We start from the raw sequence: 25,874 nt of genomic DNA, 5'->3' as shown, positions 1-25,874 counted from the left end.
AAAAAGTTTTGGAGAATTTCCAAAACTTTTTTCTTTGCTCTGAGTGAGACTTCTTATGAAAGTTTGCTCTAACTTAATTTTCGCTTTTCTCTTCTTCTAGGTGGCTTCTCAGACTGAAATGATCTGGAACTGGATCTACTCCAGTCTTGCTCCAGGGATGGCAACGAAGAATCCGGGCAAGCCCCATCAGAATCCCTTTCAAACCATGCCGTTCAATAGCCTGAATCATATAGTTGGAACAGGTAGGACTATAGCGACAGGAGGGTGGAAAGAGGGGAGAAAGAAGGCGTTGATAGAGACGAACAAGGCCGATCGCACATTTCTTCATTATTTTTTCGTCTTTGTCACTGCAAGGGTATGCAATTGGCTGATTTCTTTTTTATTGAGACGGCGGTATTCACCAGGACGAAGTCCAGAAACGTCTAGATTTCCAAATTGGGTCCGGGACAATTTATCCACCAAGAGGCCAACGGCTTCAAACATCTTTTTGACCTGGTGATTGCGTCCTTCATGGATGGTCAATTGGACAACTGAGCGATTCTTTTCTGGATCAACCTTTAGAATCTCATAGGTTGCTGGCTTGGTCTTTTTGCCATCGATGGTCACACCACGAGTCAAGGGACGCAAGTTTTCTTTGTTCGCCAATCCCTTCACGCGCGCAACATAAACCTTATCAATCTCATTACGCGGGTGGATCATTTCATCCGTAAAATCACCATCATTGGTCAAAATCAGGACACCAGAAGTATCCCAGTCCAAACGACCGACAGGATAAATCCGTTCCTTGACTTGCGGTAACAAATCAATAACAGTTGGTCTCCCTTTATCGTCTGATACACTGGAGATGACCCCTCTTGGTTTATTTAAGAGGTAGTAAACCTTCTCCTCGTTGTATATTGGTTGACCTTCTACTTCTACCTTGTCTCCAGACTTGATCGTTGTCGCCAATTCACGGACCACTTGGCCATTTACAGTGACAAGGCCTTGCTTAATCAATTCCTCTGCTTTGCGGCGGCTTGCGACACCAGCATGAGCAATATATTTGTTAATTCTCATCAATTTCCTCAGTTCTTTCTGTAAATAATTGGCTTTCTTGACCGATTAACTCAGTCTCTTCAACAATTGGTAGCTCGTCTAGGTGGTTAATCCCCATGTAATCCAAAAAGTAATCTGTCGTCACATAGAGATTAGGTCTCCCAATGACTTCTTTCTTCCCATCTTCTCGAATCAACTCAAAAGAAAGTAATTTTGAAATAGCCCCGCTAGAGTTCACCCCTCGAATATCATCGACTTCAATCCGAGTAATCGGCTGTTTATAGGCAATGATGGAGAGAGTTTCCAAGGCGGCACGAGAGAGACTTTGATTCATTGGTGACTTTGAATACTCACGTAACAGCTCTGCATATTGGGACTTGGTCACTAATTTATAGGTTGACGCTGTCTCCAATAAGGCCATACTAGAATCTTGATCCTGCTCATATTTCTGGGCCAATTTTTCTAAACTCTGAATCACCCCTGTGGGAGGAAGGGATAAGAGGTCGGCAATCTGCCTCACCGTTAAACCATCTTCTCCTGCAACAAACAAGAGGGCCTCCATCTCTGCAATTTTACTCATTCTTTAATCCTACTAAAATAATATCTCCAAATGGTTCTTCCTGAAGAGCCTCAACTTCTTGTACTTTAATTAATTCCAAAGTCGCCAAAAAGACTGTAATCAGTTTGTTGACATCCTTGGCTTCCTCAAAAATATCTTGTAGTAAGATTCTCTTACCAGGTTGACACAAGTGACGAACAACATTCATCAGGTCTTCAATTTTATACTCGTCTCGAACAATGGTCGTATGATTTTGTCGAAATTCTTCCTTCTTTTTCGTTAACAATTTTGAAAAGGCCAAGAAAAGATCTATCGTGGTCTTGTCATGGACCAATTCAGCATCATCATAGACTAATTCCGTTTTGGGTTTTGAAAAGTACTGGGCTCTCTCCTCGTGTTGAAGGGCCATCTTTTCACCCAATAGTTTAAACTTCCGGTACTCTTCGATTTGAGACAGGAGATCCTGCTCCAAATCTTCTTCATCCGTTGCTTGCTCCGCAATTTTTGGAAGGAGACGCCGACTCTTAATCAAGGTCAATTGACTGGCCATCAGCATGTATTCACCAGCAACCTCAAGTCGCATGGCTTGAAGGGTCGTTAGATAGGCCAAGTACTGCTCGATCACCTCAATTAGAGGAACCTCATAAATATCCATTTGGTATTTTGAAACGAGGTGTAAGAGAAGATCCAAGGGACCTTCAAAATCCTTTATTTTAATATCCATTACTTATACTTTTCTAGGGTTACTAGGGTTTTTAAACCGAGCTCTCGGGCGATGCTAAACAGATCCATCCCCTGTTCTCTTTGTTTTAAAATGTATTGTTCCCGTAAGGATTGCGCCGAAAGATTTTCAAAACCTTTTTCCAATAGGAAGGACTCTAATTGACGGAAGCCCCACTGTCGTGAATAGGCCTTGCCCTTGTTATCAAATAAATAAGTCCCTGTCATCAAATCTGTCAACTCTCCCAGAAGTGCATCCGGGATACGCAAAACCCGTTTCTGTCCTTCTTTCCCTACTCGTAAAACCTGGAAATCCAGTTCAATATCAACGATTTTCAACTGAAGAATTTCACTAGGCAACAAGCCCATCTCGACAATCAATAGGGCAATCAAGCGTCCTTGAGATAAGTCTGATCCTTCCCACAAGAGGGATAAGTCCAATAGTTCTTGATCGTGGCTTTTCGGCACAGAGACTTTTGGAAGGACCAAACGATGGTAATCCTCAATAACCTGGTGCTGATAAAGATAAAACAGAAATTGGTTGACGGCTGATAGCTTCCGTTTTTGAACAGCTGGTTTAAAATCCTTAATCGAAGCTTGATAAATTCGAAGATTGGTATCTGAGACATGGTTATGAACAGTATCCACGAACTGATCCAAATCATAAGAATATGCCGTCTGTGAATTTTCACTTAAGTCTTTTTCTTTGATAAAACTAGCTATGTATTCTTTCATTTTTTCCTCATCTCATATTCATTTGAGAAATTGTGCATGAGGGAGTTGATGGCTTTTAAAATGGATTTTCGAGTGATGATCCCTTCAAAGACTCCATCCTCTGAAACAACTGGTAAAAAGGATTCCTCTACCAACTTATGCAAGACTTCTGTCAAATTATACTCTTTTTCTAAGTACTCTCCATCCTTCTTCGTCATATGAACGATATCCATGGATGAAAAGACTTCATCAGAATAATCATGTTTCATTTGGTAAGAAAGAATGTCTGTTAAAGAGATCGTCCCTACGTACTTCATCTGATCGGTTACAACAGGAACACGAGTGTAGCTAATTTGACTCAGCACCAAGATGGCATGATCCACATTGTGGGTATCAATTAAAACAGCCAAATTCCGCGCTGGTGTCAAAAAAGTCTTTTCTTCTTGAAGAATAAATTCTTCAAATTCCTTGGCGATCATCGATCAAACTCCTTTGTAAGAGGTTCATAGACCTCATGCTTCCGATTTAAAAATTCAACTCGATAGGAATCTGCATCAATTTCCACTTTAGCATAGAGGCACTCTTGAATAGGCCCCCTCGGTAAACTGACTGACCCAGGGTTCAGAAAAAGGGTACGCCCTTCCTTCCAAGCATCCGGAATATGCAGATGGCCATAGAGGCAGATATCTGCATCTTCTTCCTGGGCCCACAAATCTAACTTTTGAAAACTAAAATTAATTTGGAAAAGATGACCATGGGTTTGAATAATCCGAGTAGGACCCAATTGCGTCACCAACCGTTCTGGGTACTCCCCATAAAAGTCCATGTTCCCTTTAACAACATGAATGCCTTCCCATACAGGGTCGGTACTTTCTAACTCAGAATCACCGTTGTGAAAAATGGCATCGACCTTTCCTTTATAGTGGTTTTTGATTTCTTCTACGATCTGACGATCGCCATGAGAATCGCTCATGACGATAATTACTTGTTCTGCCATGCTGGGAATACCTCCACTAATTTCTTCACGGCTAAAGCACGATGCGATTGTTGATTTTTCTCCTCTAGAGTTAGTTGAGCAGATGTCTTACCTGTTTCTCCTACCAGAAAGAGGGGATCATAGCCAAACCCGTTCTCACCTTTTGGTTCAAAATTGATATATCCTGGCCAATCCGCCTCCACAACAAGGCTCTCCTTACCAGGACTGGCAACCACTAAGGTTGTATGAAATTTTGCTGACCGATCCTTCAATTCAAAGACCATCGCCAACTCGTGTAAGAGCTTGGCATTGTTCTCTAAGTCGGTCGCTCCTACACCTGCAAAGCGAGCAGACCAGACACCTGGTAAGCCCCCAAGGATATCGACCATGAGTCCTGAATCATCTGCCAACACCATTTTCCCTGTTAGCTGTGAAATTGTCTCAGCTTTTAGGCGAGCATTTTCTTCGAAAGTCATTCCTGTTTCAGCGACTTCTGGAAGATCTGGATAGTCATTGAGATTCTCGACTTCAAAACCCATTTGTTCAAAGATCTGACGAAACTCTTTGGTTTTTCCTTCATTCCGAGTAGCGATTAGCAAGCGATCCTTAAGACCTTCCTGGCCCAAAAAATCTGCAAGTGGAAGACCATTCTTTGGCAGATAAACAGAGAGCAATTGCTCTCCTTCTACAATGAGAAGAGCTCCTTGACGCTGCACGATTTCAATTTTGCGACCTAGTGTTTCCTCAACGATTTGAAAGAGGAAGGTCAAAAACTGCAAACTAGAGGCGTAACGAACAACCGTTACATTTAGGGGAAAGCCCAAATCTGTGTCTCCAACTAGTGATTCTACTAGGTCAACAAGCTCAGAAGCTTCTGAAGAGACTTCACTATATTCGTTATAGTCACTCCGATCTCCCCATTCAGCTAGAAACCAATTTAAGGCATCTTTGTATTCATAAATCTTTTGGTTCATAATTCTACATGCTCCACATGAACGACTTGATGCAACCAAGTCTTGGCAATCGCTGCAAAACTGGCTGCATTGGCCGTTGTATAAAACTGATGGTGGCAGTCCTCCAGTTGACGACTGCGATTAATCTCAAAGTAGTTGAGCAAGACCGAGATATCCCGGACACACTCAGCACCGCTATCAATTAATTGAACCTCTGGCCCCATGACATTTTGAATAATAGGGCGAAGGAGAGGATAATGGGTGCATCCCAAAACCAGCGTATCCACTTTCCCAGCCAAAGGTTTCAATGTTTCATAGACGACTTTTTTTGTAACACTGGACTGCAACTCATTGGATTCCACCAGAGGGACAAACTTCGGACAAGATAAACTCTCTACTGCCATTTCTGGTGACAGGCTTTGAATTTTTTTCCGATAAATATCTGAGGCAACCGTCATTGGAGTCCCAATCACCCCAATTCGTTTGCTTTTTGTCGCCTTGATCGCTGCGGAAGCTCCTGGCAAAATCACTCCTAAAACAGGGATGCCCAATGCTTCTTTCACCTCTTCCCATACAACGGCTGTCGCCGTATTACAGGCCAAAACAATCATCTTCACATTTTTCGTTAGGAGAAAACGAACCATCTCCCAAGTATAGTCACGAATTTGATCTGCTGGTCTCGGCCCATAAGGTGCTCTAGCGGAATCACCAATATAGACCACCTCTTCATGGGGAAGTTGCCTCATCAATTCGCGAACAACGGTCAACCCTCCGACACCCGAATCCAAAAAACCAATTGGTCGATTGTCCATCTGCCTTCCTTTCAAAACAAGGGACCAAGAAAAATCTTAAAGTCCCCCTACTTATTTTATTGTGTCATCTGTTTTGCTTTTATTTCTTCTTCGTATTCAAAGATGCTTTTTGTTGATTCAGAATTTGACGGTAAACTTGTTGCACCTTCGCTTCACTTGGACGTTGACCACTAGCTCCCAACAATGTACGAACTGCTTCAACATTCAAACGTGGGTTTGATGCAAATTCTTTTTCAAACTGCTTGCGAAGTAGGTACATACCTGCCAACATTCCACCAAAGAAAGCAAGGATAATCAATAAAATTGTCAAAAATGTAGACATAAGTGTTTTTCTCCTAAATTCAATATTTACACATTTTCTATTATACCAAAAAGGCCCTATTTTTCAAAGTCAAAGCCATACAATGTTGCAAAGTAATCCTCTGGTTTTTCGGCCCGTCGGATGAGACGAGTTTGACCCGATTCTTCTAATAAAATCTCGGCAGAGCGAAGCTTGGCATTGTACTGATAACCCATAGAATAACCATGCGCTCCTGTATCATGGATGACCAAAAGATCTCCAATCTCAGAGACAGGAAATTCCCGATTCTTGGCAAACTTGTCATTGTTTTCACACAAACTACCAACGATGTCTACTACTTCGGTCTCTCCATCTGGACGATCCAGATTGGTGATATGGTGGTAGGCACCGTACATAGCGGGACGGAGGAGATTGACAGCCGAAGCATCTACTCCTAGATAGGTCCGATAAGTCTGTTTCTTATGGGTGACATGAGTGACCAATAGGCCATGGGATGCCAGCATAAAGCGGCCTAATTCCGTATAGATTTTCACTTGATCTAAGCCGGCCGGAACTAAAATGTCCTCGTAAGCCCGACGAACACCCTCACCAATCACAGCAATATCATTTGGTTGGTCTTCTGGTTTGTAGTTCACTCCAACCCCACCTGAGAGGTTGACAAAGTCCAAGGTCACCCCTGTCTTTTCAACCACTTCTACTGCCAACTGGAATAATTGCTTGGCCAATTCTGGATAATAATCATTGGAGACGGTATTCGAAGCTAAAAGGGCATGGATCCCAAAGCGTTTGACTCCTAAGTCTTTCAACTCAATAAATGCTTGGATCAATTGCTCCTTGGTCATGCCGAACTTTGCCTCTTCAGGGTGATCCATGATATCCGTTCCTAGTTCAAACACCCCTCCTGGATTATAGCGGCAAGAGATGACCTCTGGTAGTGACGCAACAGATTGTAAGAAGGCTACATCTTCGTAGGCATCCAAGTTGATAGTCGCTCCTAGTTGACGAGCAAAAACCATCTCTTCAGCCGGCGTATTGTTGGAAGAAAACATGATCTCTTGACCTGTAAATCCTAATTTTTGTGCCATCAGCAACTCCACATAGCTAGCACAGTCCACGCCACAGCCTTCTTCTTTGAGGATTTTTAGGATGGCTGGATTCGGGGTCGCTTTGATAGCGAAATACTCCTTAAATCCTGGATTCCAAGAAAAAGCTTGATGGAGGGCACGGGCTGTCTGCCGGATCCCAGCTTCATCATATAGGTGAAAGGGAGTTGGATAGGTTTCCGTAATTTGTTTTAATTGCTCTCTGCTAATAAATGGGCGTTTCATTTGAAGCTTCTCTTTTCTATCAATTTTCTTTAGTATATCACAAGTTTTCCAACAAAAAAAGCCGGTTCCCCGGCTCTTTTTCTTAATCGTTGCGTCTAAAAATACGTAGAATATTGATGAACAAGTTGATGAAATCAAGATAGAGTTCTAAAGCCAAAGCAACAACCCATCCATTGGTTGGCTGACCATTGGATTGTTCATAGACATAACGAATCTTTTGGTTATCCCAAGCAGTCAAACCTGCAAAGATAATCACACAAAGAATGCTAAGGACATAATCCATACCAGAGCTTTGTAAGAAAATATTCGCAATCGAAGCAATGATAATTCCAATCAAGGCTCCCATAAATGCTCGGCCCATTCCAGACAAGTCTTTTTTGGTCACACGACCAATGGCTGACATGATAAAGAACATCAAGGCACTAACGACGAAGGCTTTATAAACTGTCGCTTGAGCATAGCGTGCAATGATAAAACTCAAGGTAAACCCATTCAAAGCTGAATAAGTTAAAAAGAGAGGCAAGGCCATGGGATTGTTTTTCACCGATTGTCTAGAAGCGACAAGGACCAAAATCAATTCAACGGCAATAGCAATATAGTAGACCCATGGAGCCTGAGTTAGAATATATATGAAGGTTTCTTGGAAAAGGGTCATCATCAAAGCCGATACAACAGCTGAGATTCCAACTCCAACTCCGACTAGAGAATAAATTTTGCTATAAAAGCTATTAATCCCACTTTGTTCGTGGATAACGGTTTGTTGATTCATGATCAATCATTCCTTTCAAACTTAAATTATTATGATTTTAACATTTTTCGATGGAAAAGTCTCCTCTTTGACCACTTTTTTCTCATTGGTTCTGAGGCTTCTTTGATAGCCCAGTACTTATCGACCATGGTCACGAGGAAAGATTCTTTGTAGCGTGGTGGAGCAAGCGTCAAGCCCCACATATGTTTGAGGATGATATCCTCTTCTTTTTTATTGAGGCTTGTTATCTTTTTTGCGTTTCGGACAGCTATCCGAGGATGTACCCAGGCATGGCTCTTGTTAAATTTGACCTGTCGCCAATCGTAGTAAAAAAGATCGTGTAAGAGTGCTCCCCTTGCTGTACTTTTGGTATCCCAGCCCATCTTCTTAGAAATACGGTAGCTGGTGTAGCTAACATGAATGGAATGCTCCAAGCGGTTGGAATGAATATGGTGGGGAATTTCCTTTAATTTTTGAAGTTTGGGATGCTGGATCAAATGTCCGACCTCAGCCATATATTCTTTGTCTTGTCAATACATGCGTCTCACCTCCTCACATCTTACTAGCGCACTATTCTTCAATCATAGAAAAGATCAAAATCCCAGCAGCAACAGCGACATTCAGGCTCTCTGCCTGACCTGGCATGGTGATATGAACCAGCTGATCTGCACTCTCAGCCATCTTGGAACTAATTCCTTGTCCTTCATTGCCCATGACCAGTACAAAAGCAGGGACTTTCTCCACTTGCTTATAGTCAACAGAGTTTTGGGACAGGGTGGTCGCATAGATAGGTAGCTGACTTTCTTCAATGGCTGTTAAGAGTTGCTCCTTAGGTAAACGGATAACAGGAAGATGAAAATGACTCCCCTGCATAGAGCGCAAGGTTTTCATATTATACAAATCTGCCGATTGATCGGTTAAAAGCACCCCGTCAAAGCCTGCTGCATCGGCAGTCCGAATCATGGTGCCGACGTTGCCTGGATCTTGAACATCCTCTAACAATAAATACCGCCCTTGAGTCAGCTGAAGATGCTGAATGGGCTGTATCTTAATTTCTGCCACGATTCCTTGAGGGCTTTTGGAATCAGTAATTTCTGATAAAACCTCCGGAGTTACGATGGTTACTTTCGCATCGACCTTGATTTTATCAACAAACTCTTCCAGAACAAAGACTTGTTCAATCGGAGCCTGATGATTGACAGCTTCTTCATAAAGATGCCAGCCTTCAATCAGGTATGAGTCTGTTCGGTATTTTTTTTGATGAAGTTTTTTAACTTTTTTAATCCCATTATTGGACTTAGAGGTTATAATATTCATAAGACTATTATACCACATTCACAGGAGGAGCTTCTCCGTCCTGAGTAGGAATTCAATCACAAGGAGAACAAGCATGCAAAAAGTTGAAATGACAGCCCAAGGTCGAGTCCAAGGTGTTGGCTTCCGCTGGGGAGTTTATAGCTTAGCACTAGAAATCGGAGGTATTACAGGTCGAGTCTGGAACAATGATGACGGCACAGTCACTATCCTTGCCGCCTGCGAAGACAATGCCCTCATGGCCAAATTTATCCAAGAAATACGAAAAGGTCCTACTCCTTTTTCCAAGGTTTCTTATCTGGACGTCCATCTGGCAAACTTCGAACCCTACAAAGATTTTAAAATTTCAAATTAAGTCCAGAGAACTATTGTTAATTTGATAAAAAAACAGTAGAATAGAAAGGTATTATTTAAAATTAAAGGATAAAAACTCGTGAAAAAATATAAACGTTATCTACTTGCAGCCCTCAGCTTGTCTGCCCTCCTCCTCTTAACGGGATGTGTCAGCATTGACAAGACGACCAAACAACCGACCGGTTTCGTCTGGAATCTCATTGGAAAACCAATGGGAGAAGCCATCAATTTCTTTGCGACGGATCTTGGACTTGGCTTTGGTCTAGGGATTATCTTAGTAACCGTAATCGTTCGAATCATCATCTTCCCTCTAGGTATTTATCAATCTTGGAAGGCAACCTACCAATCAGAAAAGATGAACTACCTCAAACCGATTTTTGCACCGATTCAAGAACGTATTAAAAATGCAGAGACTCAAGAAGAAAAACTACTTGCCAATTCTGAATTGATGAATGCCCAAAAAGAAAACGGCGTCAGCCCATTCGGCGGTATTGGATGCTTGCCCTTGTTGATTCAAATGCCATTCTTCTCAGCTCTTTATTTTGCAGCTCAATATACTCCAGGAGTCAACAAGAGCAGTTTCCTTGGCATTGATGTCGGTTCGAAAAGTCTGGCTTTAACCTTAGTTGTTGCTGTTCTTTACTACATTCAAAGCATGCTCTCTCTCCATGGTATCGAAGATGAAACCCAAAGAGAAACTATGAAGAAAACGGCTCTCATGAGTCCAATTATGATTGCCGTCTTCTCTTTGATGGCACCAGCTGGTGTAACCCTTTACTGGGTAGTCGGTGGTTTTGTACAGATTATTCAACAGTTTGTCATTAACTATCTCATCCGTCCAAGATTGCGGAAACAAGTAGCTGAGGAATATAAAAACAATCCTCCAAAAGCTCCAGCATCCAATGGACGTCGCGTTAAAAAAGATATTACACCTACTAATCCAACCAATGCGAATCGTTCCCTTCCAACTAACGGAAATAAAAAACGAAATGCTGGAAAACAACGCAACCGTAACTAATATTAGCAAAAAAGCCGAGATGATATCTCGGCTTTTCCATTACTAAAAAAAATGAGAGTGACTCATTCTCATATAATAATAGATACAAACTATTGTTTTACATAAAACAGTTAGATGATTATCAAAAAATGACTTTTATTTTTTTGTTATTTAAGAAGATGAAAAACTTTCCGCTGTGAGAAAAGTGCCTGAAACTATTGTGTTTCAGGCACTCGGGAGTTTTGAGAGTAAAACAGTTTGGGGAACTGTTTTAGCCTGAGCCTGGAAATTAAAGAGCGAAGGTCTCAAAACTAAGTCATGGAACTTCTTCGAAGTTCGCTGACGTCCGTAGTCACCTAAGGAAAGTTTTTCAGATGACTTTATCTTCAAAAAAAAATGAGAGTGACTCACTCTCATTTTTTATTCTGTTTTTTCCACATTCAAGATTTTCACTTGGTAGCTTCCTGCTGGAGTTTCAATCGTCACAGTGTCCCCTGTTTTCTTACCAATTAAGGCATGACCGATTGGACTTTCATTTGAGATCTTACCAGCAAAAGCATCCGCTCCAGCTGAACCAACAATAATGTAGACATCTTCTTCGTCTTCGCCAATTTCTTGAACGGTAACGGTTTTTCCAATCGCTACTTCATCAACAGCGACAGCATCGCTGTCGACAATTTCAGCATAACGAATCTTTGTTTCTAGGCTGGAGATTTGCCCTTCAACAAAAGCCTGTTCGTCTTTAGCGGCTTCGTATTCACTGTTTTCTGAAAGGTCTCCGTAAGAACGAGCAATTTTAATCCGCTCTACAACTTCTGGACGACGAACTAATTTCAATTCTTCTAATTCTAGTTCTAACTTTTGCTTTTCAGCTAGGGTCATTGAATAGGTTTTTTCTGCCATATTTTTTTCTCTTTTCTATTATTTTTTTCGAACTAAAAAGGTGTGGCATGCCACATCCTCCTTAGTTTGAGCTGCTTTCTGTTAATTTGCTATTCACGTGTTCTTCCACGTTTTTAGTGTGTTCCTCATAAGTTTTCGCAAAATAGACTTCCCCAGTCTCTACATTTGCTACAAAGTAGAGGTAGTCTGTCTTGCTTGGGTTGACGGCTGCTTCAATTGCAGATAACCCTGGACTATCTACTGGGCCAGGCATCAAACCAGTATTCTTGTAGATATTATAAGGTGAATCGATATTGGTGTCAATCGTTGCGTCTTCTTTTAGTGTCGTCTTCTTGCCTAATTGGCCTTGTGCGTACAAGATGGCAATATTACTTTGAAGAGGCATATCTTGATTCAAACGGTTATAAAAGACACTGGCAATATCCTTGCGGTCTTTATCTGTAGCGCCTTCTTTTTCAATCAAAGAAGCCAGAGTCAATGCCTCATTGACATCAATGTCTTTAGCTTCCATAGTGTCATAGTAGGCTGAAAGATTTTGGTCCATTGCAGCTAACATTTGGTCCACAAGATCTTCCATTTTACTATCTTTTCCATAGCCGTAAGTAGCTGGGAAGAGATAGCCCTCTAAGCGATAGCGTACCCCACTTTCTTTGGACGGTAAGGTTGCTAGTAACTTAGGATATTTGGCTACCATCTTTTCAATAAAAGCATCATCTTGGATTACTTTTAAGAATTCTTCTTGCGTATATGGAGTCTTGGCACCAGATTTAGAACTAGCATCCACAGAAACCACTTGCGCGATTTGATCAATTGTGTAGCCCTCAGGAATCGTAATTTTTCCTAAGACCGGTGGTTCCGGAGTTTTGGTCCCTTGCTCTTGCAATTTTTGAATAATGGTCTCTAGATCCATACTCTTTTGTAGATTGAAATAACCGGATTGGAAGTTTCCATAATTCTTAAACTTGGTGTAATAGTTGAAGAACTGACCATTCTTAATCAAGCCTTTTTTCTCCAAGATAGTCCCAATTTCACGATTGCTAGATCCAGCAGGAATTTCAACGGTTACAAACTCTGTAGACTTGACATCCATTGCATTTAAGTTAGATCGAACATAGGTCACTGCGAAAATTCCAGTTGCAACCATTAAGACAAAAAGAATTCCTAGAACCGTCAAGACGATTCGTTTAGCAATAGTATTCTGTTTTTTCTTTTTCTGAACACGTTGGTCACGATCCTTGCGCGAAACACTAGATACCGGGGTTTCTTTTTTCGAAACAGTTACTGGCTGACTTGAGACTTCTGGTTCTCGAGTTGGCTCTTGAACTGGTAGAGGTGTTTCTTCTTGAGTTTCATCTTCTATACCTTTAAGGTCGGGAATTTCCGTAACTTCTGGTACTTCTGCTTCCTCTGGAATTTCTACTTTGTCCTGAACTTCGGACTCTTCTGACACAAGTTCAGGAAGTGATCCTTCCGTCTCTTCTTCTTTGTTTTCTGGACTAGAGATTTCTTGAACAGGTAAATCATATTCTTTTTCAACCTGTACAATCTGCTTATTTGCTTCTTCAAGATCACGGAGAATCCGCTCTTTAAAGCTTAATAATTTTTCATTCTCTTGTTGGTTATCAGTCAAATACTTGACCCCCCTTGTCATAATCCTTAATATTATATCTTAAAAGGGATAGAAAAGCAATAGGAACGAGGCTTGAGGGCCTCAAATCCTATTGATTACTTACTTGATGGGACCTCCCATACTAAATCGTACCAGACTTCCCCAGCATAGTTAGAGGCCGAGCGACCTTCGTTTACAAAGCCGTTCCTTTCATAATACTCAATCAAGTAATCATGACAGGTCAGGCTGATCCCTTCCCGTCCTTCTTCTAAAGCAACCCTCTTCATGGTCTCAAGCAGGGCTTTCCCAACCCCTAAGCCTTGTGCAGACTGAGCTATCGAAAGACTTGTAATGGTAATAAAACCTCCTGGTAGATGCGACTCATCCCTTACATCCACTGTAAAAGAACGGTCATCCACATATCTCTTTTGAGTAACTGGTCCTTCTAGATAGCCTAGGAGCTGGCCATCCTTTTCAGCCACTAAAAAGCTATTATGAAACGATTCGATATGTTTGGCAAGCACTGTCTCATCTATTGCTTCTTCTGGACTAAAATTTTCCAGTTCTATGGCAAGAATGGCTTCTAAATCATCAATAGTTGCACGACGAATGTTCATTTTTCTTCCTTTCTATAGGGACAGGCACCAACTTAGTTGATAGCCCTCAACTCCTTCTTCGTTACCCCCTATCTCTAGTTGGAAATCATTCATTTCAAAATACGGAATCAGTTCTTCCTGGCAGAGCACATGAATCCCTAACAAGGATTCTTGAGCTACAAGAGACTTGAGTGAGGCCAGTAACAAGGTACCAAAACCTTGTTTTCTAAAGTCTGGAAGAATTTCCAACCACAATAATTTTAAAGAGGGATTTTCGAGCTGATCCTCTGTTTGAATCAGGCAACTCCCAATCACTTGCTCTTCAAATTCCAAGACCAGGGTCCTGAATCCGTTCAGTTCTTGTCGTTTAGCACTTTGAAAAGAAAAATTTTGGGACGTGATCTGTTCGATCTCATCCCAATCAATTTCTTTAGCAAACCGAATCCTAAGGTTTGGTTGCATGGTATCTCCTTATTGAACGTTATTGGTCAAGTTCCCAAGTAAACGTTCAAATGAATATTCATAGGTCTGGATATCTCCTGCTCCCATGAAGACATAGACAGCATTGTCATGATCCAAGAGTGGAGAAACGTTTTCAGCTGTAATCACACCTGATTTCTTGATGATTTTCGCTTCTAGATCTTCCACTTTTACATCCCCATGATCCACTTCACGGGCTGATCCATAAATCTGTGCCAAGTAAACTGCATCGGCCTGGTTCAAGGCATCCGCAAATTCATCCAAGAGAGCAATCGTCCGAGTAAAGGTATGAGGTTGGAAGACCGCTACGATTTCCTTACTTGGATACTTTTGACGTGCCGCATCCAAAGTGGCAATGATTTCAGTTGGATGGTGGGCAAAGTCATCAATGATGACGGTATCGTTGACAATCTTTTCTGTAAAGCGACGTTTGACCCCGCCAAATGTTTTTAAGTGTTCCCGAACTAAATCAAGATCAAAGCCAGCGATATAAAGCAAACCAACGACCGCTGTAGCATTCATGATATTGTGACGTCCGAAGGATGGGATTTGGAATTGTCCCAAATCTTCTCCACGGAAGTGAACACTAAAGGTTGATCCAGTAGTAGAACGCAAGAGATCACTGGCTACAAAATCATTGCCCTCTTCTTCAAAGCCATAGTAATAGATTGGGGCATTAGCTGTAATCCGACGAAGCTCAGGATCTTCCCCATAGATGAACAAGGCTTTGGAGATTTGTTTGGCATAATCATTGAAGGCATTAAAGACATCTTCTAGGCCAGTAAAGTAGTCAGGATGGTCAAAATCAATATTGGTGATAATCGAATACTCTGGGTGGTAAGGCATAAAGTGACGTTCGTACTCGTCTGATTCAAAGACAAAGTACTTAGCACCTTTGGAACCACGGCCAGTTCCATCACCAATCAAATAGCTGGTATCTGTGATATTAGACAAGACATGGGACAAAATCCCTGTAGTAGAAGTTTTCCCGTGAGCTCCTGCTACTCCCATGCTGACAAAATCACGCATAAATTCACCCAAGAATTCATGGTAGCGTTGATAGGTGTAGCCTTGAGCATCTGCATAAGCAATCTCTACATTATTTTCAGGTTTAAACGCATTCCCTGCGATCAAGATTTGATCACCGGTAAGATTTTCTTCACTGAATGGTAAAATGGTAATCCCTGCCTGCTCTAAACCTCTTTGTGTAAAGTAGTATTTCTCCACATCAGATCCTTGTACAGTGTGTCCCATCTGATGGAGCATCAGAGCCAAGGCGCTCATACCTGCTCCTTTTATTCCGATAAAATGAAATGTTTTTGACATAGTTTCTCCTCCTGCTAGTCCAGATTGGTCACATCGAGTTCTTGTTTAATGGGTCTCGTTTGGATGTTTTGATGATCCTTGTTATAGATTTGACTCTTTTTCAAGAAATCATAATTATTCTTCTTTGGCTTTTCTTCTTGGTGGGACTCTTGAACCGGAAGTTCCTCTGCCTCCTCTAAAAGAATCAATTGCTCTTGTTTCAGTCGCTCGCCATATTTGATTAATTCACCTGGATTTTCTTTTTGAAAAGGAGCTGTTGGCTTCACTTTTGGCATGAAAGAAGGGGTGAATTTTTTCCGATTGGGTTTAGAGGCGATATCTGCTGTTAAATAAGGAGCCGTTCGCTTCTTTTTCAAATCAGCTCGCGCTGCTTCACGCGCCTCTTCTGCGTAGCGATTTGCCGGGCTCTTTTTATCAACAGGTTCCTTGAAATCCGGAGCCATTGGCTGCCTTCTTGACTTGGGCACTTCAAATGGTTTTTGAAGAGACTTTTGAAGGGATTTCTGATAGGGCTGCTCTGCAGTTTTTCCAGTAGCAATCGGCTCCCATTCTAAATAATTTTTATCTGTATACTCTCCAAGAATATTACTAATGAAGTCCCCGTCATCATATAAATTCATATGGGGCATTTGAGTTAGCATGATTTCATCATCTGCTACTTGTGGGAAATGCTTATCCGTCATCCTTCTTCTTCCTTTCGACACTTCATTAATTATAAACTATTCATTTTATTTTTCAAGTTATTCCACCGAAATACCCAAAATTTCCCGAATTTCTTCAATAGAAAGACTAGAGCGCGTTTCGGTACCATCTAATATGGTAGAAACTAAATGACGTTTGCTGGTCTGGAGCTCTTGTATTTTTTCTTCAATGGTCCCTCGAGTGATCATCCGGTAGACCTCAACATTCTTATCTTGTCCCATTCGATGGGCACGGCCAATGGCTTGATCTTCTACCGCAGGGTTCCACCATAGGTCAACTAGAATAACCGTGTCCGCACCTGTCAAATTCAAACCAACTCCACCTGCTTTCAAGGAAATGAGAAAGGCATCTCCTTGACCGGAATTAAAGGCATTGGTCATGTCTTGGCGTTCATTAGCTGGCGTAGATCCCGTGATTTTAAAAGAAGTCATCTTCAGAGCGTCCAACTCTTTTTCAATGATATCTAACATCCCTCTAAATTGTGAGAAAATCAAAACCCGTTGGTTGCCATCTTTGATCTGCTCTAGCAGTTCTCGAAGGCTATCTAGCTTTCCACTTTCTCCAGCATAGTCCTCTAAAAAGAGAGATGGCGTATCACAAATCTGACGAAGACGCATCAAGCCAGATAAGATTTCCATCTTACTGCGATTGAGTTCCTCTTCAGAAGAGCTTAGAATGCGATCTTGCATTTGCTTCAACTGAGCCAAATAGATTGTTTTTTGATCGTCAGCCAATTCATTCTTATAGGTCATCTCTATCAGATCCGGAAGTTCCTGCAAGACTTCACTTTTTTTCCGTCTCATGATAAAAGGCTTGACGTAGTGAGAAATGGTCTCTGGACTCAATTGTTTAAATTCTTTTTTACCGGGAAATAAACCAGGAAGAACAATTTGGAAAATCGACCAGAGTTCCTCCACATGGTTTTCTATTGGTGTTCCCGACAAAGCAAAAGTATGAGGAACATCGAATTTCCGTAAGTATTGAGCAATTTTGGTTTGGGAATTTTTCATGACCTGCGCTTCATCCAAGATTAAGTATTGGTACTGATTTTTTTCGTATTGCTCTACGTCCTGACGGAAGGAAGCATAACTGGTAATCGCTACCTGAGGATTGCTTGCAATAATCTCGTCGCGACTTGCTTTAAGGCCATAAATGACCTCTACTTTCATTTGTGGGGCGAACTTTTCGAACTCCTCTTTCCAATTATAGATTAAACTAGATGGAGCTAAGATCAAAATCTTAGAATCTGATGTCACAACACTCGAGAGAAAGGCAATAGTCTGGAGTGTCTTTCCAAGTCCCATATCATCTGCCAAAATCCCCCCAAAACCGTAGTGATTAAGCATGGATAGCCAGCGGACTCCTAGTTCCTGATAATCTCGTAGTTTAGCTGTTACTTGCAGCTTACCTAATGGAAATTGCTCTGGATGAATCAAATCATGAGCCAAATGACGAAATTCTTCAGAAAATTGGACATTGTCAGCTGTCTCAAATAACTGGGAGAGCTGGAAAGTTGCAATGCGATTGGTTTGCAGCTGACCTGTTTTTGTCTTCTTTGCGCGAAGATTCAATAAGGTCTGACTGATCCGCTTGGTTTCTTCATCAAAGATAAGGACCTTTCCTGTTTGACTAATGTAATAGTCATTCTTCTCGATTAAGGCACTCATGACTTGGTCAACTTCAGAGGGATCAATGGAGTCAAATTCAAAACCAATTTCAAGCAGTCGTCCACTGGTTTGAATGTCAATCTTGGGCTTCTCCACCTGATACAAATCCAACAATTTCTCCGAAACTTCTACCTCTCCTAGTTGTTCAAATAATGGAAGGGTCTGCTGAAAGAAAGGATAGATTTGTTTAGGAAGAAGAGGAGACCGTTTGGTTTGAAAGTGTTTGGTAAAACCAGCTGCCAAAATGGTTTCAAAAACCATACGTTCCTTATCAAAGTTACTAGAATAAGGCAGATCCTTGAGATTTTGCTCAGAACGAACGATACGGTCCTCGTAGACAAAAGCCACTTCTAACAACACTTCTCCCTGTTCAGATAAATCGAAAGTAAAGTGAGGTTGAAAATCATGGATATAGAAGTTACTTGGTGCTTTCACCTCACCAATTTTCCTGAATTGCTCTAAGCTATAGGTCAATTTGGTCTGATCCGACAAATCAAACTGAACATGTCTCTTCTGATCACTGGATAGGGGTAAACTCTGAACCGCCTCAATCAAAATCTTTTGAAGGGGCGAGATTTGGTAAAAATGGCCATTTGCCAAAAGAAAGCGGCCTTCCACCATTTTATAGGAAGACACTTGGACCTGTAGTTCGATAAACTCCTTCATTTCCACGACTTGGAAAGAAAACAAGCCCGAATCTTCCTGGAGTTCTTGAAAGAAAACTTCCTGATAGGTATCCATCCCAACTTCAAGGGTAAAGGACGGTAAGTCCATCAATAATTGCACAGCCTCTTCAAAGAAGCTCATTGGAAAGTAAAGGTGACGACCTCCATTTGGAAAGAATAGAGCATCATGTACCGTGTCCCCCGATAATAACCCTTCTAAGAATCGTATCAAGGCGCGACTTTCAGGGTCAAAGGCCGCATAGGAAATCGGCTCATAATAACTTTTCCCAATCGCAAAATGGGACTGTTTTCTGATAGCTTGCAAAAAAGCCACAACATCCCGCACTACATACGTTCTCTCATCCGGTCTGCGATAGATACGAAGGGTCCACAAAAACTGACCAGAATAGTCGTCCACATGACCGGTTGCTGAGAGACCAAAACGGATCTCTTTACTTTCAATTTTTGGTAGGACCTGATCTAAAAACAAACTTCCAAAGGATACTTTTTCCTTTGTTTCTTGGCTTTCTGTTGCATCTTGCTCCAAACCAAGCAAGAGTTCCTTCCCTTTTTCATCATTTTTTAAAAAGGCTTCACCCGCAGCTAAATGCACACAGAATTTTTTCTTCTGGAAAAAATCACAACTACAAAAAATTGCTTGATCATCCAGGCTATATCGGAGGGAGTCATTGTCAATTCTGAAATAGAGGTACTGATTTTTCATTTCCTGTAGGGTTACTTTGCCGTTTTCATAGAGAAGGATTCCTTCTGAACGGATTTTCCCAGGAATTAATTTTGCCATATTTACCACCTTATGTTTATCTCTTTATTATAACATATCCCCTCTAAAATAGAAAAAGAAGACAAAGAATTGTAAAGAATTCAATGCCTCATTTTACAATCATCTAAGCCCACTTTTCTTTTTTTATTCAAAAAGAGGCTGGGACAAAAGTCCTAGCCTCTCAATTGTCTTTGGATTGTCGAGCAAGACGCAGTGGTTGAGTGGGCTCTACTACGCTGATTTCATCAGCTTTTACAGTCCTACTCAACTGTGCGGAGGTGGGACGACGAAATCGAATTCTTACGAATGACCGATTTCTGTCCCACTCTCTTATTTTATTCTCTTATAGCCTTCTTTTTTGAAATTTTTGATATGTTCTGAATAGTTGGCCAGTTCTCCAAACGTTTTTTTATCATCGTTGGCTTTATTGAAGGCTTCAACGTCTAAGTCTTGGTAGACGATCTTTGTATGAACCATCAGTCCACCCTCTTTCGTCCGACTCACATCTGTTGTATAGCCCGAAATTCCTTTTTTAGGATCAACAATTTCTTTTTTAATATATTCAAATTCAGAATCATCTTCAATATTTACATTAAAATTATCAGCCCAAAACTCTTCAGAGATCATTTGATTGGATCTGTGTCGAATAGTCACTCGAAGAAGAGTGTCTTTAGTTTTTTTCTCATAGGTTTCTTCTCTTTCAAGGCTACAAGCCGTCAGTCCCAGAAATACAAAGAATGTGACTACAAGCAGGAGTCCTTGTTTCAAAGTTTTCATAAAGCCCTACTTCCGTTTCCGGGCAATCAAGTGAATCGGGGTTCCTTCAAAGACAAAGGCTTTCCGAATTTGATTTTCCAAGAAACGAAGATAAGAGAAATGCATGAGTTCTTCTTCATTGACAAAGACCACAAAAGTTGGTGGCTTGGTAGCAACCTGAGTCGCATAGAAGATTTTCAGGCGTTTTCCTTTATCTGTCGGTGTCGGATTAATGGCAATAGCATCCATAATGACATCGTTCAAGACAGCTGAAGGAATGCGAGTATTTTGGCTCTCACTAATTTGCTTGATCATGTCTGGTAGCTTGTGCAAGCGTTGTTTGGTCAAAGCAGAGACAAAGATAATGGGAGCATAAGAAAGATATTGGAATTGATCGCGAATATCTTCTTCCCATTGCTTCATGGTGTGGTTGTCCTTTTCAAGAGTATCCCACTTATTGACCACGATAATCATCCCTTTTCCTGCTTCATGGGCAAATCCAGCAATCCGCTTATCGTACTCTCGAATACCTTCTTCCGCATTCAAGACCATCAAGACTACATCCGAACGATCGATAGCCCGCATAGCCCGCATCACAGAATACTTCTCTGTATTTTCATAGACCTTACCAGATTTCCGCATTCCTGCAGTATCAATCATGGTATATTCTTGGCCTTCAGCATCCGTGAAATGTGTGTCAATAGCATCTCGCGTAGTCCCAGCCACAGGACTAGCAATGACGCGGTCTTCTCCAAGGATGGCATTGATCAAGCTTGATTTTCCAACATTTGGACGACCAATCAAACTAAACTTAATGACGTCTGGATTTTCTGCTTCGCGATCCGTTGGAAGATTTTCAACGATGGCATCCAAGACATCCCCTGTACCAATCCCGTGTACAGATGACACTGGCAAGGGTTCTCCCAGGCCTAGAGCGTAGAAATCATAGATGTCATTTCGCATCTCTGGATTATCCACTTTATTGACTGCTAAAATGACTGGTTTGTGAGTCTTGTAGAGCATCCGAGCGACATATTCATCCGCATCGGTAATCCCTTCTTTTCCAGATACTACAAAGACAATGACGTCGGCTTCATCCATGGCAATCTCAGCTTGGTGCTTGATTTGCTCCATGAAAGGTGCGTCCACGTCATCAATCCCGCCAGTATCGATAATACTAAATTGGTGGTTTAGCCACTCCGCCGTTGCATAAATACGGTCCCGAGTAACTCCTTCGACATCCTCGACAATGGAAATCCGCTCACCGGCAATCCGGTTAAAGAGCGTGGATTTCCCGACATTAGGACGTCCTACAATGGCAACAGTAGGTAAAGCCATGGTATCCTCTTTTCTCTTATTTTTCTAGTTGGTGTTTCTTTAATAACTCTGCCGTAGCAGCTGGTTCCTCCTGTCCAAATTGGGCAGCCAAGCGTTGACTCCAAGTATCTGTTGCCCGTGCTCCAGCATAGGCAGTCTGTACTTGGTCAAAGGCTTCAATCACCTCAGTAGTCTGCACTTGATAGCTTTCCTCAAATACAACAGCTTCCAAAGGAAGGCGTGGTTTAACAGGATGATTCTGATTTGGCACCCCTAAAGCCATCCCAAAGACAGGATAGGTATAGTCTGGTAAATTAAATAATTTAGCCACTTCAGAAGCTTGATAACGCACCAAGCCGATAATGACCCCTCCATAGCCTAAACTTTCTGCAGCCAACAAAGTATTTTGACCTGCCAAAGCAGCATCTACAGAAGTAATCAACAAATTATCCGGTCCTTCTGGATGAAATTGATCCGTATGCATCCGAACCCCTTTTTCAGCTCGGTTGAGATCTCCTACAAACAATAGGAAGACAGAGGATTGACGGATGGCCTCCTGAGGGACAAGTTGATAAAGTGCTTCTTTCTTTTCTTGGCTTCTCACTAAGATGATGGAATAGGACTGAAAATTTTTCCAAGAGGAAGCCATTTGACCAGCTGACAGAATCGCTTGAAGATCTTCCTCCTTGATAGCCTCCTCTTTAAAGCGACGAACAGAGGAATGAGATTTCATCAAATCAATAACGGTATTCATCGGCGATTTTCTCCTTCTAGGCGCACTTCTTTAGCCAAGAACTTAATTCGCTCCATGACACGTTTGGCTTGCCAAGTCTCATCTCCATTCCGAGACGTAGCAAAATGACGTTCCAAGTCTTCAAAATTGAAATTCGAGGTAAAGAAGGTTGGAAGAATCTCCTGCATCCGGTGTTGCAAAATCACTTGCAAGACTTCATCCCGCACCCAAGGCGACATTTGCTCTGCCCCAATGTCATCAAGAATCAAGATTTCAGCCTTCTTAACTTGATCAAGCATCTCTTTAACTTGGCCTGTGTTAATGGCATTTTTGACATCGATGACAAAGCTTGGAAAATGCAGAATCGTTGAAGAAGCCTGCCGTTTTTCAGACAAGTCGTGGGCAAGGGCTGCCATCATATAGCTTTTCCCAACTCCAAAATCTCCATACAGAAAAATCCCTTTACGAGCTTGAGGATAGGAGGCAACAAAATTGGCCAACTCTTCAAAGGCTCCAAAACGTCCACGATCATCCAAGTCTACTTTCGCTAAGGAAGCTTCCTTCAAGGTGCTTGGTAAGTTGATCAGCTGCAAGCGTCTATTGATAGCGGCTTGTTTTTGTGCCTCGATTAATTCAGGTGTCTCCTCATAGGAAACATCCGCATAACCTTCATTCATTACTAAAACAGGCTTATACCCTCTTGCAATATAATCTGTATCCCCTAGGACAAAGCGATTACGCTCACTAATGTATTGGTTAAATTTGGAAATGCTACGACGGATTTCTACATCCGATAAACCTTCCTTTTGAATAAAGGTCGCAATCTCAGGTTCGGCGAGAATTTGAGCTACCAATTCTTCATAATTGAACTGCTGTGATCGATTCATCTGGGACATGGTTTTCCCTACGCTCTCCATTTACTCCCCTCCTTGATTTAATTTCTCGAGCAAGGCTCGTTTTTGTTGTTCCAGATTAGCCTGTTCTTCTTGGCTAGTCTGATTGGTATAGTTAGGCTGACTCCACTTCGGAACATTGGTCTTTCCTGTCGCTGACCCACTCTTAGCTACTTTCTCTTTTGCTTTTTGTAAATGGGAGTCTTGGCGCTGGCGGATCTTCAGAACGGCCTCCTCAGCCGTCTTTATCCCCTCATAAGCAAAGTCATTTCCAACTTTTAAGGCATACTTTTCATTAAGATTGGCGGAAGCAACCTTGTTAAAGGTAAACAACAAGATCACATTTATGACTTCATCTAACAGGCCTAAACGGGCCAAGTCAGAAATTACTTGGCGTTCTGATTGGGTCACAACAGCCTTACGCGCTTTTTTAATTCCTGCTAAAAATTGACGACTAGTCTTATTTTTAGCTTCCCGGATAATAGCTCTTTCCTGCGGAGTGAACTCATCCTTACCTTTTTCTTGTGGCTCTTGGGTCAGTTTTTGTCTCATCCGTTTGGTCGAAATGACCAAATTAACCGCTGTCTCTTTGGCCAACAGATAGGTCTCGTACCAAGTCCAATTCTTCTCTTCGGTGATGGCATAAAGAACTAAGAGGTCCTCTTGTTCGTTCTCAAAACGAAGGCCATCCCGCACCATTAATTGTTTAAAGTGCTCTAAACTGAAGGAAGATACTTTCCTCTGAGGGGTCGAAACACCATCAATCCCAAAAACAGAGGCAAAGTTTACCTTCCGTTTCTCTCCCTCTGGTTTTTCAGGAAGCAAGTCACGAACTGCTGCTTCTCCTATTTTTTTCTCCAGCAACTTCTGATAAGCGACATTCGCGAAAAATTGATCTGCTTCTAGCGGAGCCAAAAATCGGAACTGAAGTCCTTCATCTGTCTCAAAAACCTCTAGTAAATTCATGGCAATCAAACGGTCTAGACTTTCGAGAAAATGAGCGAACCCTAGATCCAAGTGATTTAAAACAACAGCAATCAGCCGTTTTTCTTTCCCCTGATCATAGAGACTCAGCAGAAACGTATATAATTGACTTGCTTGAACACCTAATATTGGTCCATACAGATGCGTGAAAGAGGCTCCTGTAGGCGCTAAATAATTATTCTTCAAGAAAGAAAATGAAGTATTGGGCTTCATCTATTTTTCCTTTTTCTTCTTCGTTCCTTTGGTAATCTGCTTTAAGAGACTTTCCAATTCACCAACATCCTTGAAACTACGATAGACACTCGCAAATCGAACATAGGTAATTTCGTCCAACTCTGCTAACTCGTCCATGACAAGTGATCCGATATAGTCACTCTGGATCTCATTTTCACTCTGACTACGAATCTTTTGTTCGATTCGCCCCACAATTTCCTCAATTTCGTCACTCGACACGGGACGTTTCTGAGCAGATCGAATAATCCCATTAAATATTTTATCTCTAGAAAACTGTTCCCGGGTGCCATCTTTTTTCACCACAACAAGAGTCCGCTCTTCTACTCGTTCATAAGTGGTGAAGCGATGATGACATTCATCACATTCTCTTCTTCTACGAATCGTTTTCCCGTCTTCTGCCTGGCGACTATCTACAACACTAGACTTATTTCCGCCACATTTTGGACACCGCATGGACACCCTCCTTATCGTTTCTTAATACTTTATTCTATCATATTTAGGGCTAAAGTGAAAGCAAGGGAAATAAAGAAAATCCCTAGCCTCCTGGAGGGATAGGGATTTGAATATTATGGTAAATACAAGTCAGCTGACAAACCATAATGGTCGCTAACGAGAGGCTGACTAGAACCATCAAACACAACTTCTAGCCGTTCGATAACCCATTCTTTTGAGGTGAAAATATAATCAATCCGCAAGGGTACTTGATTATCATCCCATCCATCAATTCCAGGACCTACAGTGTAAGTCCCCTTGGTCTGGCGAGCTTCAATAAAGCTATCTTGAAGAGCTAGCGGGCTCGCTAAAATGGCTTCATAACCTTCTTGCCCAGCTGGATTATTAAAGTCCCCAGCTAAAATCAAAGGCTTTTGCAATTGGCTAAAGCGTTCTTCTAAACGCGCCCACTCTTGCTGGAAGCCTTTGTCCCACCAAGAGAGGTGAACACTGGCAACAGCAATGTCTTTCCCATCAACTTGGGTTTCTGCAATGGCAATCCGTCGTGTATGATAATCTGTTGGATCATTCACATCTGAAACCAAGAGTTCGCTTGCCTGGATTGGGGTACGCGATAGAATCGCCACGCCTTCATGATAACGGTCATAGCCGATATGGTTATAAGCCCATGTCCAGTGGTAGCTCAATCCTTCTTCTTCTAATTTTTCAACTAAACAACGAACATAGTGATCCTGATGGATCGGCTCCGCAGAAGGAGTTGGATGGTACAAGTCATTAACAGGAACAACTGGACTTTCGATGGTCTGATTTATTTCTTGGAAACAAATCACATCGTATTGCTTTGCAAGAATGTCTTTTAATAAGTCCTCAAATTTTTGTTGGGGATTTTCTTCCATCCAACTATGAGTGTTTAAAGTTAAAAATTTCATGATCCTACTCTCCTAATAGAGAATTCCCTGTATCC

Annotated in this window: 30 protein-coding genes; 2 read left to right on the top strand and 28 right to left on the bottom strand. The window is 41.7% G+C overall.

What is annotated here, in order from left to right; genetic code table 11:
* Positions 1-73: 73 nt before the first annotated feature.
* The 14 genes from yidD to ABT997_RS04585 all read right to left on the bottom strand — a co-directional run bounded on the left by yidD (position 74) and on the right by ABT997_RS04585 (position 9,463).
* Positions 74-328, bottom strand: a complete 255-nt coding sequence (yidD, locus tag ABT997_RS04650; protein ID WP_048688293.1) for a membrane protein insertion efficiency factor YidD — start codon at positions 326-328, stop codon at positions 74-76.
* On the bottom strand, positions 328-1,056 hold the full coding sequence (locus ABT997_RS04645; protein WP_023024093.1) for a pseudouridine synthase: 729 nt from the start codon (positions 1,054-1,056) through the stop codon (positions 328-330). The genes yidD and ABT997_RS04645 overlap by 1 nt, the downstream gene beginning before the upstream one ends.
* Positions 1,046-1,615, bottom strand: coding sequence for an SMC-Scp complex subunit ScpB (scpB, locus tag ABT997_RS04640; RefSeq protein WP_023024095.1), 570 nt, complete (start codon positions 1,613-1,615; stop codon positions 1,046-1,048). Before scpB ends, ABT997_RS04645 begins: the two co-directional genes overlap by 11 nt.
* A complete protein-coding gene (locus ABT997_RS04635; protein ID WP_154853585.1) occupies positions 1,608-2,318 on the bottom strand; it encodes a segregation/condensation protein A in 711 nt (236 codons plus the stop codon). The genes scpB and ABT997_RS04635 overlap by 8 nt, the downstream gene beginning before the upstream one ends.
* Positions 2,318-3,049, bottom strand: coding sequence for a site-specific tyrosine recombinase XerD (gene xerD, locus ABT997_RS04630; protein WP_006595787.1), 732 nt, complete (start codon positions 3,047-3,049; stop codon positions 2,318-2,320). Before xerD ends, ABT997_RS04635 begins: the two co-directional genes overlap by 1 nt.
* Complete coding sequence (cbpB, locus tag ABT997_RS04625) at positions 3,046-3,507, bottom strand: cyclic-di-AMP-binding protein CbpB (RefSeq protein ID WP_306474451.1); 462 nt, start codon at positions 3,505-3,507, stop codon at positions 3,046-3,048. The genes xerD and cbpB overlap by 4 nt, the downstream gene beginning before the upstream one ends.
* Positions 3,504-4,025 (bottom strand): metallophosphoesterase, encoded by a 522-nt coding sequence (locus ABT997_RS04620; protein ID WP_048688308.1) that lies wholly within the window; start codon positions 4,023-4,025, stop codon positions 3,504-3,506. The genes cbpB and ABT997_RS04620 overlap by 4 nt, the downstream gene beginning before the upstream one ends.
* Positions 4,010-4,978 carry a nucleoside-triphosphate diphosphatase gene (locus ABT997_RS04615; RefSeq protein ID WP_048688311.1) on the bottom strand — a complete coding sequence of 323 codons (969 nt, stop codon included), beginning with the start codon at positions 4,976-4,978 and terminating at the stop codon, positions 4,010-4,012. The genes ABT997_RS04620 and ABT997_RS04615 overlap by 16 nt, the downstream gene beginning before the upstream one ends.
* The gene (racE, locus tag ABT997_RS04610; protein WP_350018858.1) at positions 4,975-5,769 is read right to left on the bottom strand and encodes a glutamate racemase; all 795 of its coding nucleotides are present in this window, start codon (positions 5,767-5,769) and stop codon (positions 4,975-4,977) included. Before racE ends, ABT997_RS04615 begins: the two co-directional genes overlap by 4 nt.
* A gap of 79 nt (positions 5,770-5,848) precedes the next feature.
* Positions 5,849-6,091 carry a YneF family protein gene (locus ABT997_RS04605; protein ID WP_006595782.1) on the bottom strand — a complete coding sequence of 81 codons (243 nt, stop codon included), beginning with the start codon at positions 6,089-6,091 and terminating at the stop codon, positions 5,849-5,851.
* Positions 6,092-6,147: 56 nt separating this feature from the next.
* Positions 6,148-7,398, bottom strand: a complete 1,251-nt coding sequence (locus ABT997_RS04600; RefSeq protein WP_350018857.1) for a diaminopimelate decarboxylase — start codon at positions 7,396-7,398, stop codon at positions 6,148-6,150.
* Positions 7,399-7,480: 82 nt separating this feature from the next.
* Positions 7,481-8,167 carry a Bax inhibitor-1/YccA family protein gene (locus ABT997_RS04595; RefSeq protein WP_350018856.1) on the bottom strand — a complete coding sequence of 229 codons (687 nt, stop codon included), beginning with the start codon at positions 8,165-8,167 and terminating at the stop codon, positions 7,481-7,483.
* Positions 8,168-8,196: 29 nt separating this feature from the next.
* Positions 8,197-8,661, bottom strand: a complete 465-nt coding sequence (locus ABT997_RS04590; RefSeq protein ID WP_117744891.1) for an HDIG domain-containing metalloprotein — start codon at positions 8,659-8,661, stop codon at positions 8,197-8,199.
* 55 nt (positions 8,662-8,716) lie between these two features.
* Positions 8,717-9,463 carry a TrmH family RNA methyltransferase gene (locus tag ABT997_RS04585; protein ID WP_350018855.1) on the bottom strand — a complete coding sequence of 249 codons (747 nt, stop codon included), beginning with the start codon at positions 9,461-9,463 and terminating at the stop codon, positions 8,717-8,719.
* A gap of 73 nt (positions 9,464-9,536) precedes the next feature.
* Here ABT997_RS04585 and ABT997_RS04580 point away from each other — a divergent pair, with 73 nt between their 5' ends.
* Positions 9,537-9,815: an acylphosphatase gene (locus ABT997_RS04580; RefSeq protein ID WP_023024118.1), complete on the top strand. Its 279-nt coding sequence runs from the start codon at positions 9,537-9,539 to the stop codon at positions 9,813-9,815.
* A gap of 78 nt (positions 9,816-9,893) precedes the next feature.
* Complete coding sequence (gene yidC, locus ABT997_RS04575; RefSeq protein WP_350018854.1) at positions 9,894-10,832, top strand: membrane protein insertase YidC; 939 nt, start codon at positions 9,894-9,896, stop codon at positions 10,830-10,832.
* Positions 10,833-11,231: 399 nt separating this feature from the next.
* Here the strand turns inward: yidC and greA are convergent, their stop codons facing one another.
* The 14 genes from greA to ABT997_RS04505 form a co-directional block, all read right to left on the bottom strand.
* Entirely contained in the window at positions 11,232-11,714 is a 483-nt protein-coding gene (gene greA / locus ABT997_RS04570; protein ID WP_154853600.1) for a transcription elongation factor GreA, read from the bottom strand.
* 61 nt (positions 11,715-11,775) lie between these two features.
* Positions 11,776-13,377, bottom strand: coding sequence for an endolytic transglycosylase MltG (mltG, locus tag ABT997_RS04565; RefSeq protein ID WP_491009174.1), 1,602 nt, complete (start codon positions 13,375-13,377; stop codon positions 11,776-11,778).
* A 62-nt stretch (positions 13,378-13,439) separates the two neighbouring features.
* Positions 13,440-13,940, bottom strand: coding sequence for a GNAT family N-acetyltransferase (locus tag ABT997_RS04560; protein WP_117744578.1), 501 nt, complete (start codon positions 13,938-13,940; stop codon positions 13,440-13,442).
* A 12-nt stretch (positions 13,941-13,952) separates the two neighbouring features.
* The gene (locus ABT997_RS04555) at positions 13,953-14,381 is read right to left on the bottom strand and encodes a GNAT family N-acetyltransferase (protein ID WP_117744579.1); all 429 of its coding nucleotides are present in this window, start codon (positions 14,379-14,381) and stop codon (positions 13,953-13,955) included.
* A gap of 9 nt (positions 14,382-14,390) precedes the next feature.
* Positions 14,391-15,725 (bottom strand): UDP-N-acetylmuramate--L-alanine ligase, encoded by a 1,335-nt coding sequence (gene murC / locus ABT997_RS04550; RefSeq protein ID WP_195213678.1) that lies wholly within the window; start codon positions 15,723-15,725, stop codon positions 14,391-14,393.
* 14 nt (positions 15,726-15,739) lie between these two features.
* Positions 15,740-16,408 carry a divisome accessory protein ZapJ gene (zapJ, locus tag ABT997_RS04545; protein ID WP_117744580.1) on the bottom strand — a complete coding sequence of 223 codons (669 nt, stop codon included), beginning with the start codon at positions 16,406-16,408 and terminating at the stop codon, positions 15,740-15,742.
* Positions 16,409-16,465: 57 nt separating this feature from the next.
* On the bottom strand, positions 16,466-19,561 hold the full coding sequence (locus ABT997_RS04540) for a pilus expression-regulating Snf2 family helicase (RefSeq protein WP_350018852.1): 3,096 nt from the start codon (positions 19,559-19,561) through the stop codon (positions 16,466-16,468).
* Positions 19,562-19,870: 309 nt separating this feature from the next.
* On the bottom strand, positions 19,871-20,317 hold the full coding sequence (locus ABT997_RS04535) for a hypothetical protein (RefSeq protein ID WP_350018851.1): 447 nt from the start codon (positions 20,315-20,317) through the stop codon (positions 19,871-19,873).
* 6 nt (positions 20,318-20,323) lie between these two features.
* Positions 20,324-21,634, bottom strand: a complete 1,311-nt coding sequence (gene der, locus ABT997_RS04530; protein ID WP_195550065.1) for a ribosome biogenesis GTPase Der — start codon at positions 21,632-21,634, stop codon at positions 20,324-20,326.
* Between the two features lie 16 nt (positions 21,635-21,650).
* Complete coding sequence (locus tag ABT997_RS04525) at positions 21,651-22,367, bottom strand: NADPH-dependent oxidoreductase (protein WP_350018850.1); 717 nt, start codon at positions 22,365-22,367, stop codon at positions 21,651-21,653.
* Positions 22,364-23,263, bottom strand: a complete 900-nt coding sequence (dnaI, locus tag ABT997_RS04520) for a primosomal protein DnaI (protein ID WP_350018849.1) — start codon at positions 23,261-23,263, stop codon at positions 22,364-22,366. Before dnaI ends, ABT997_RS04525 begins: the two co-directional genes overlap by 4 nt.
* The gene (locus tag ABT997_RS04515; RefSeq protein WP_270285239.1) at positions 23,264-24,436 is read right to left on the bottom strand and encodes a replication initiation and membrane attachment family protein; all 1,173 of its coding nucleotides are present in this window, start codon (positions 24,434-24,436) and stop codon (positions 23,264-23,266) included.
* A complete protein-coding gene (gene nrdR / locus ABT997_RS04510) occupies positions 24,437-24,910 on the bottom strand; it encodes a transcriptional regulator NrdR (protein ID WP_006595763.1) in 474 nt (157 codons plus the stop codon). It lies immediately after the preceding gene.
* Positions 24,911-25,023: 113 nt separating this feature from the next.
* On the bottom strand, positions 25,024-25,839 hold the full coding sequence (locus ABT997_RS04505; RefSeq protein WP_023024137.1) for an endonuclease/exonuclease/phosphatase family protein: 816 nt from the start codon (positions 25,837-25,839) through the stop codon (positions 25,024-25,026).
* Positions 25,840-25,874 lie beyond the last annotated feature (35 nt).

The sequence above is a fragment of the Streptococcus australis genome, assembly GCF_040226615.1.
GTDB lineage: Bacteria > Bacillota > Bacilli > Lactobacillales > Streptococcaceae > Streptococcus > Streptococcus australis_E.
Note: the sequence above shows the minus strand (reverse complement) of the source record. Positions and strands in the feature narration are given on the sequence as shown.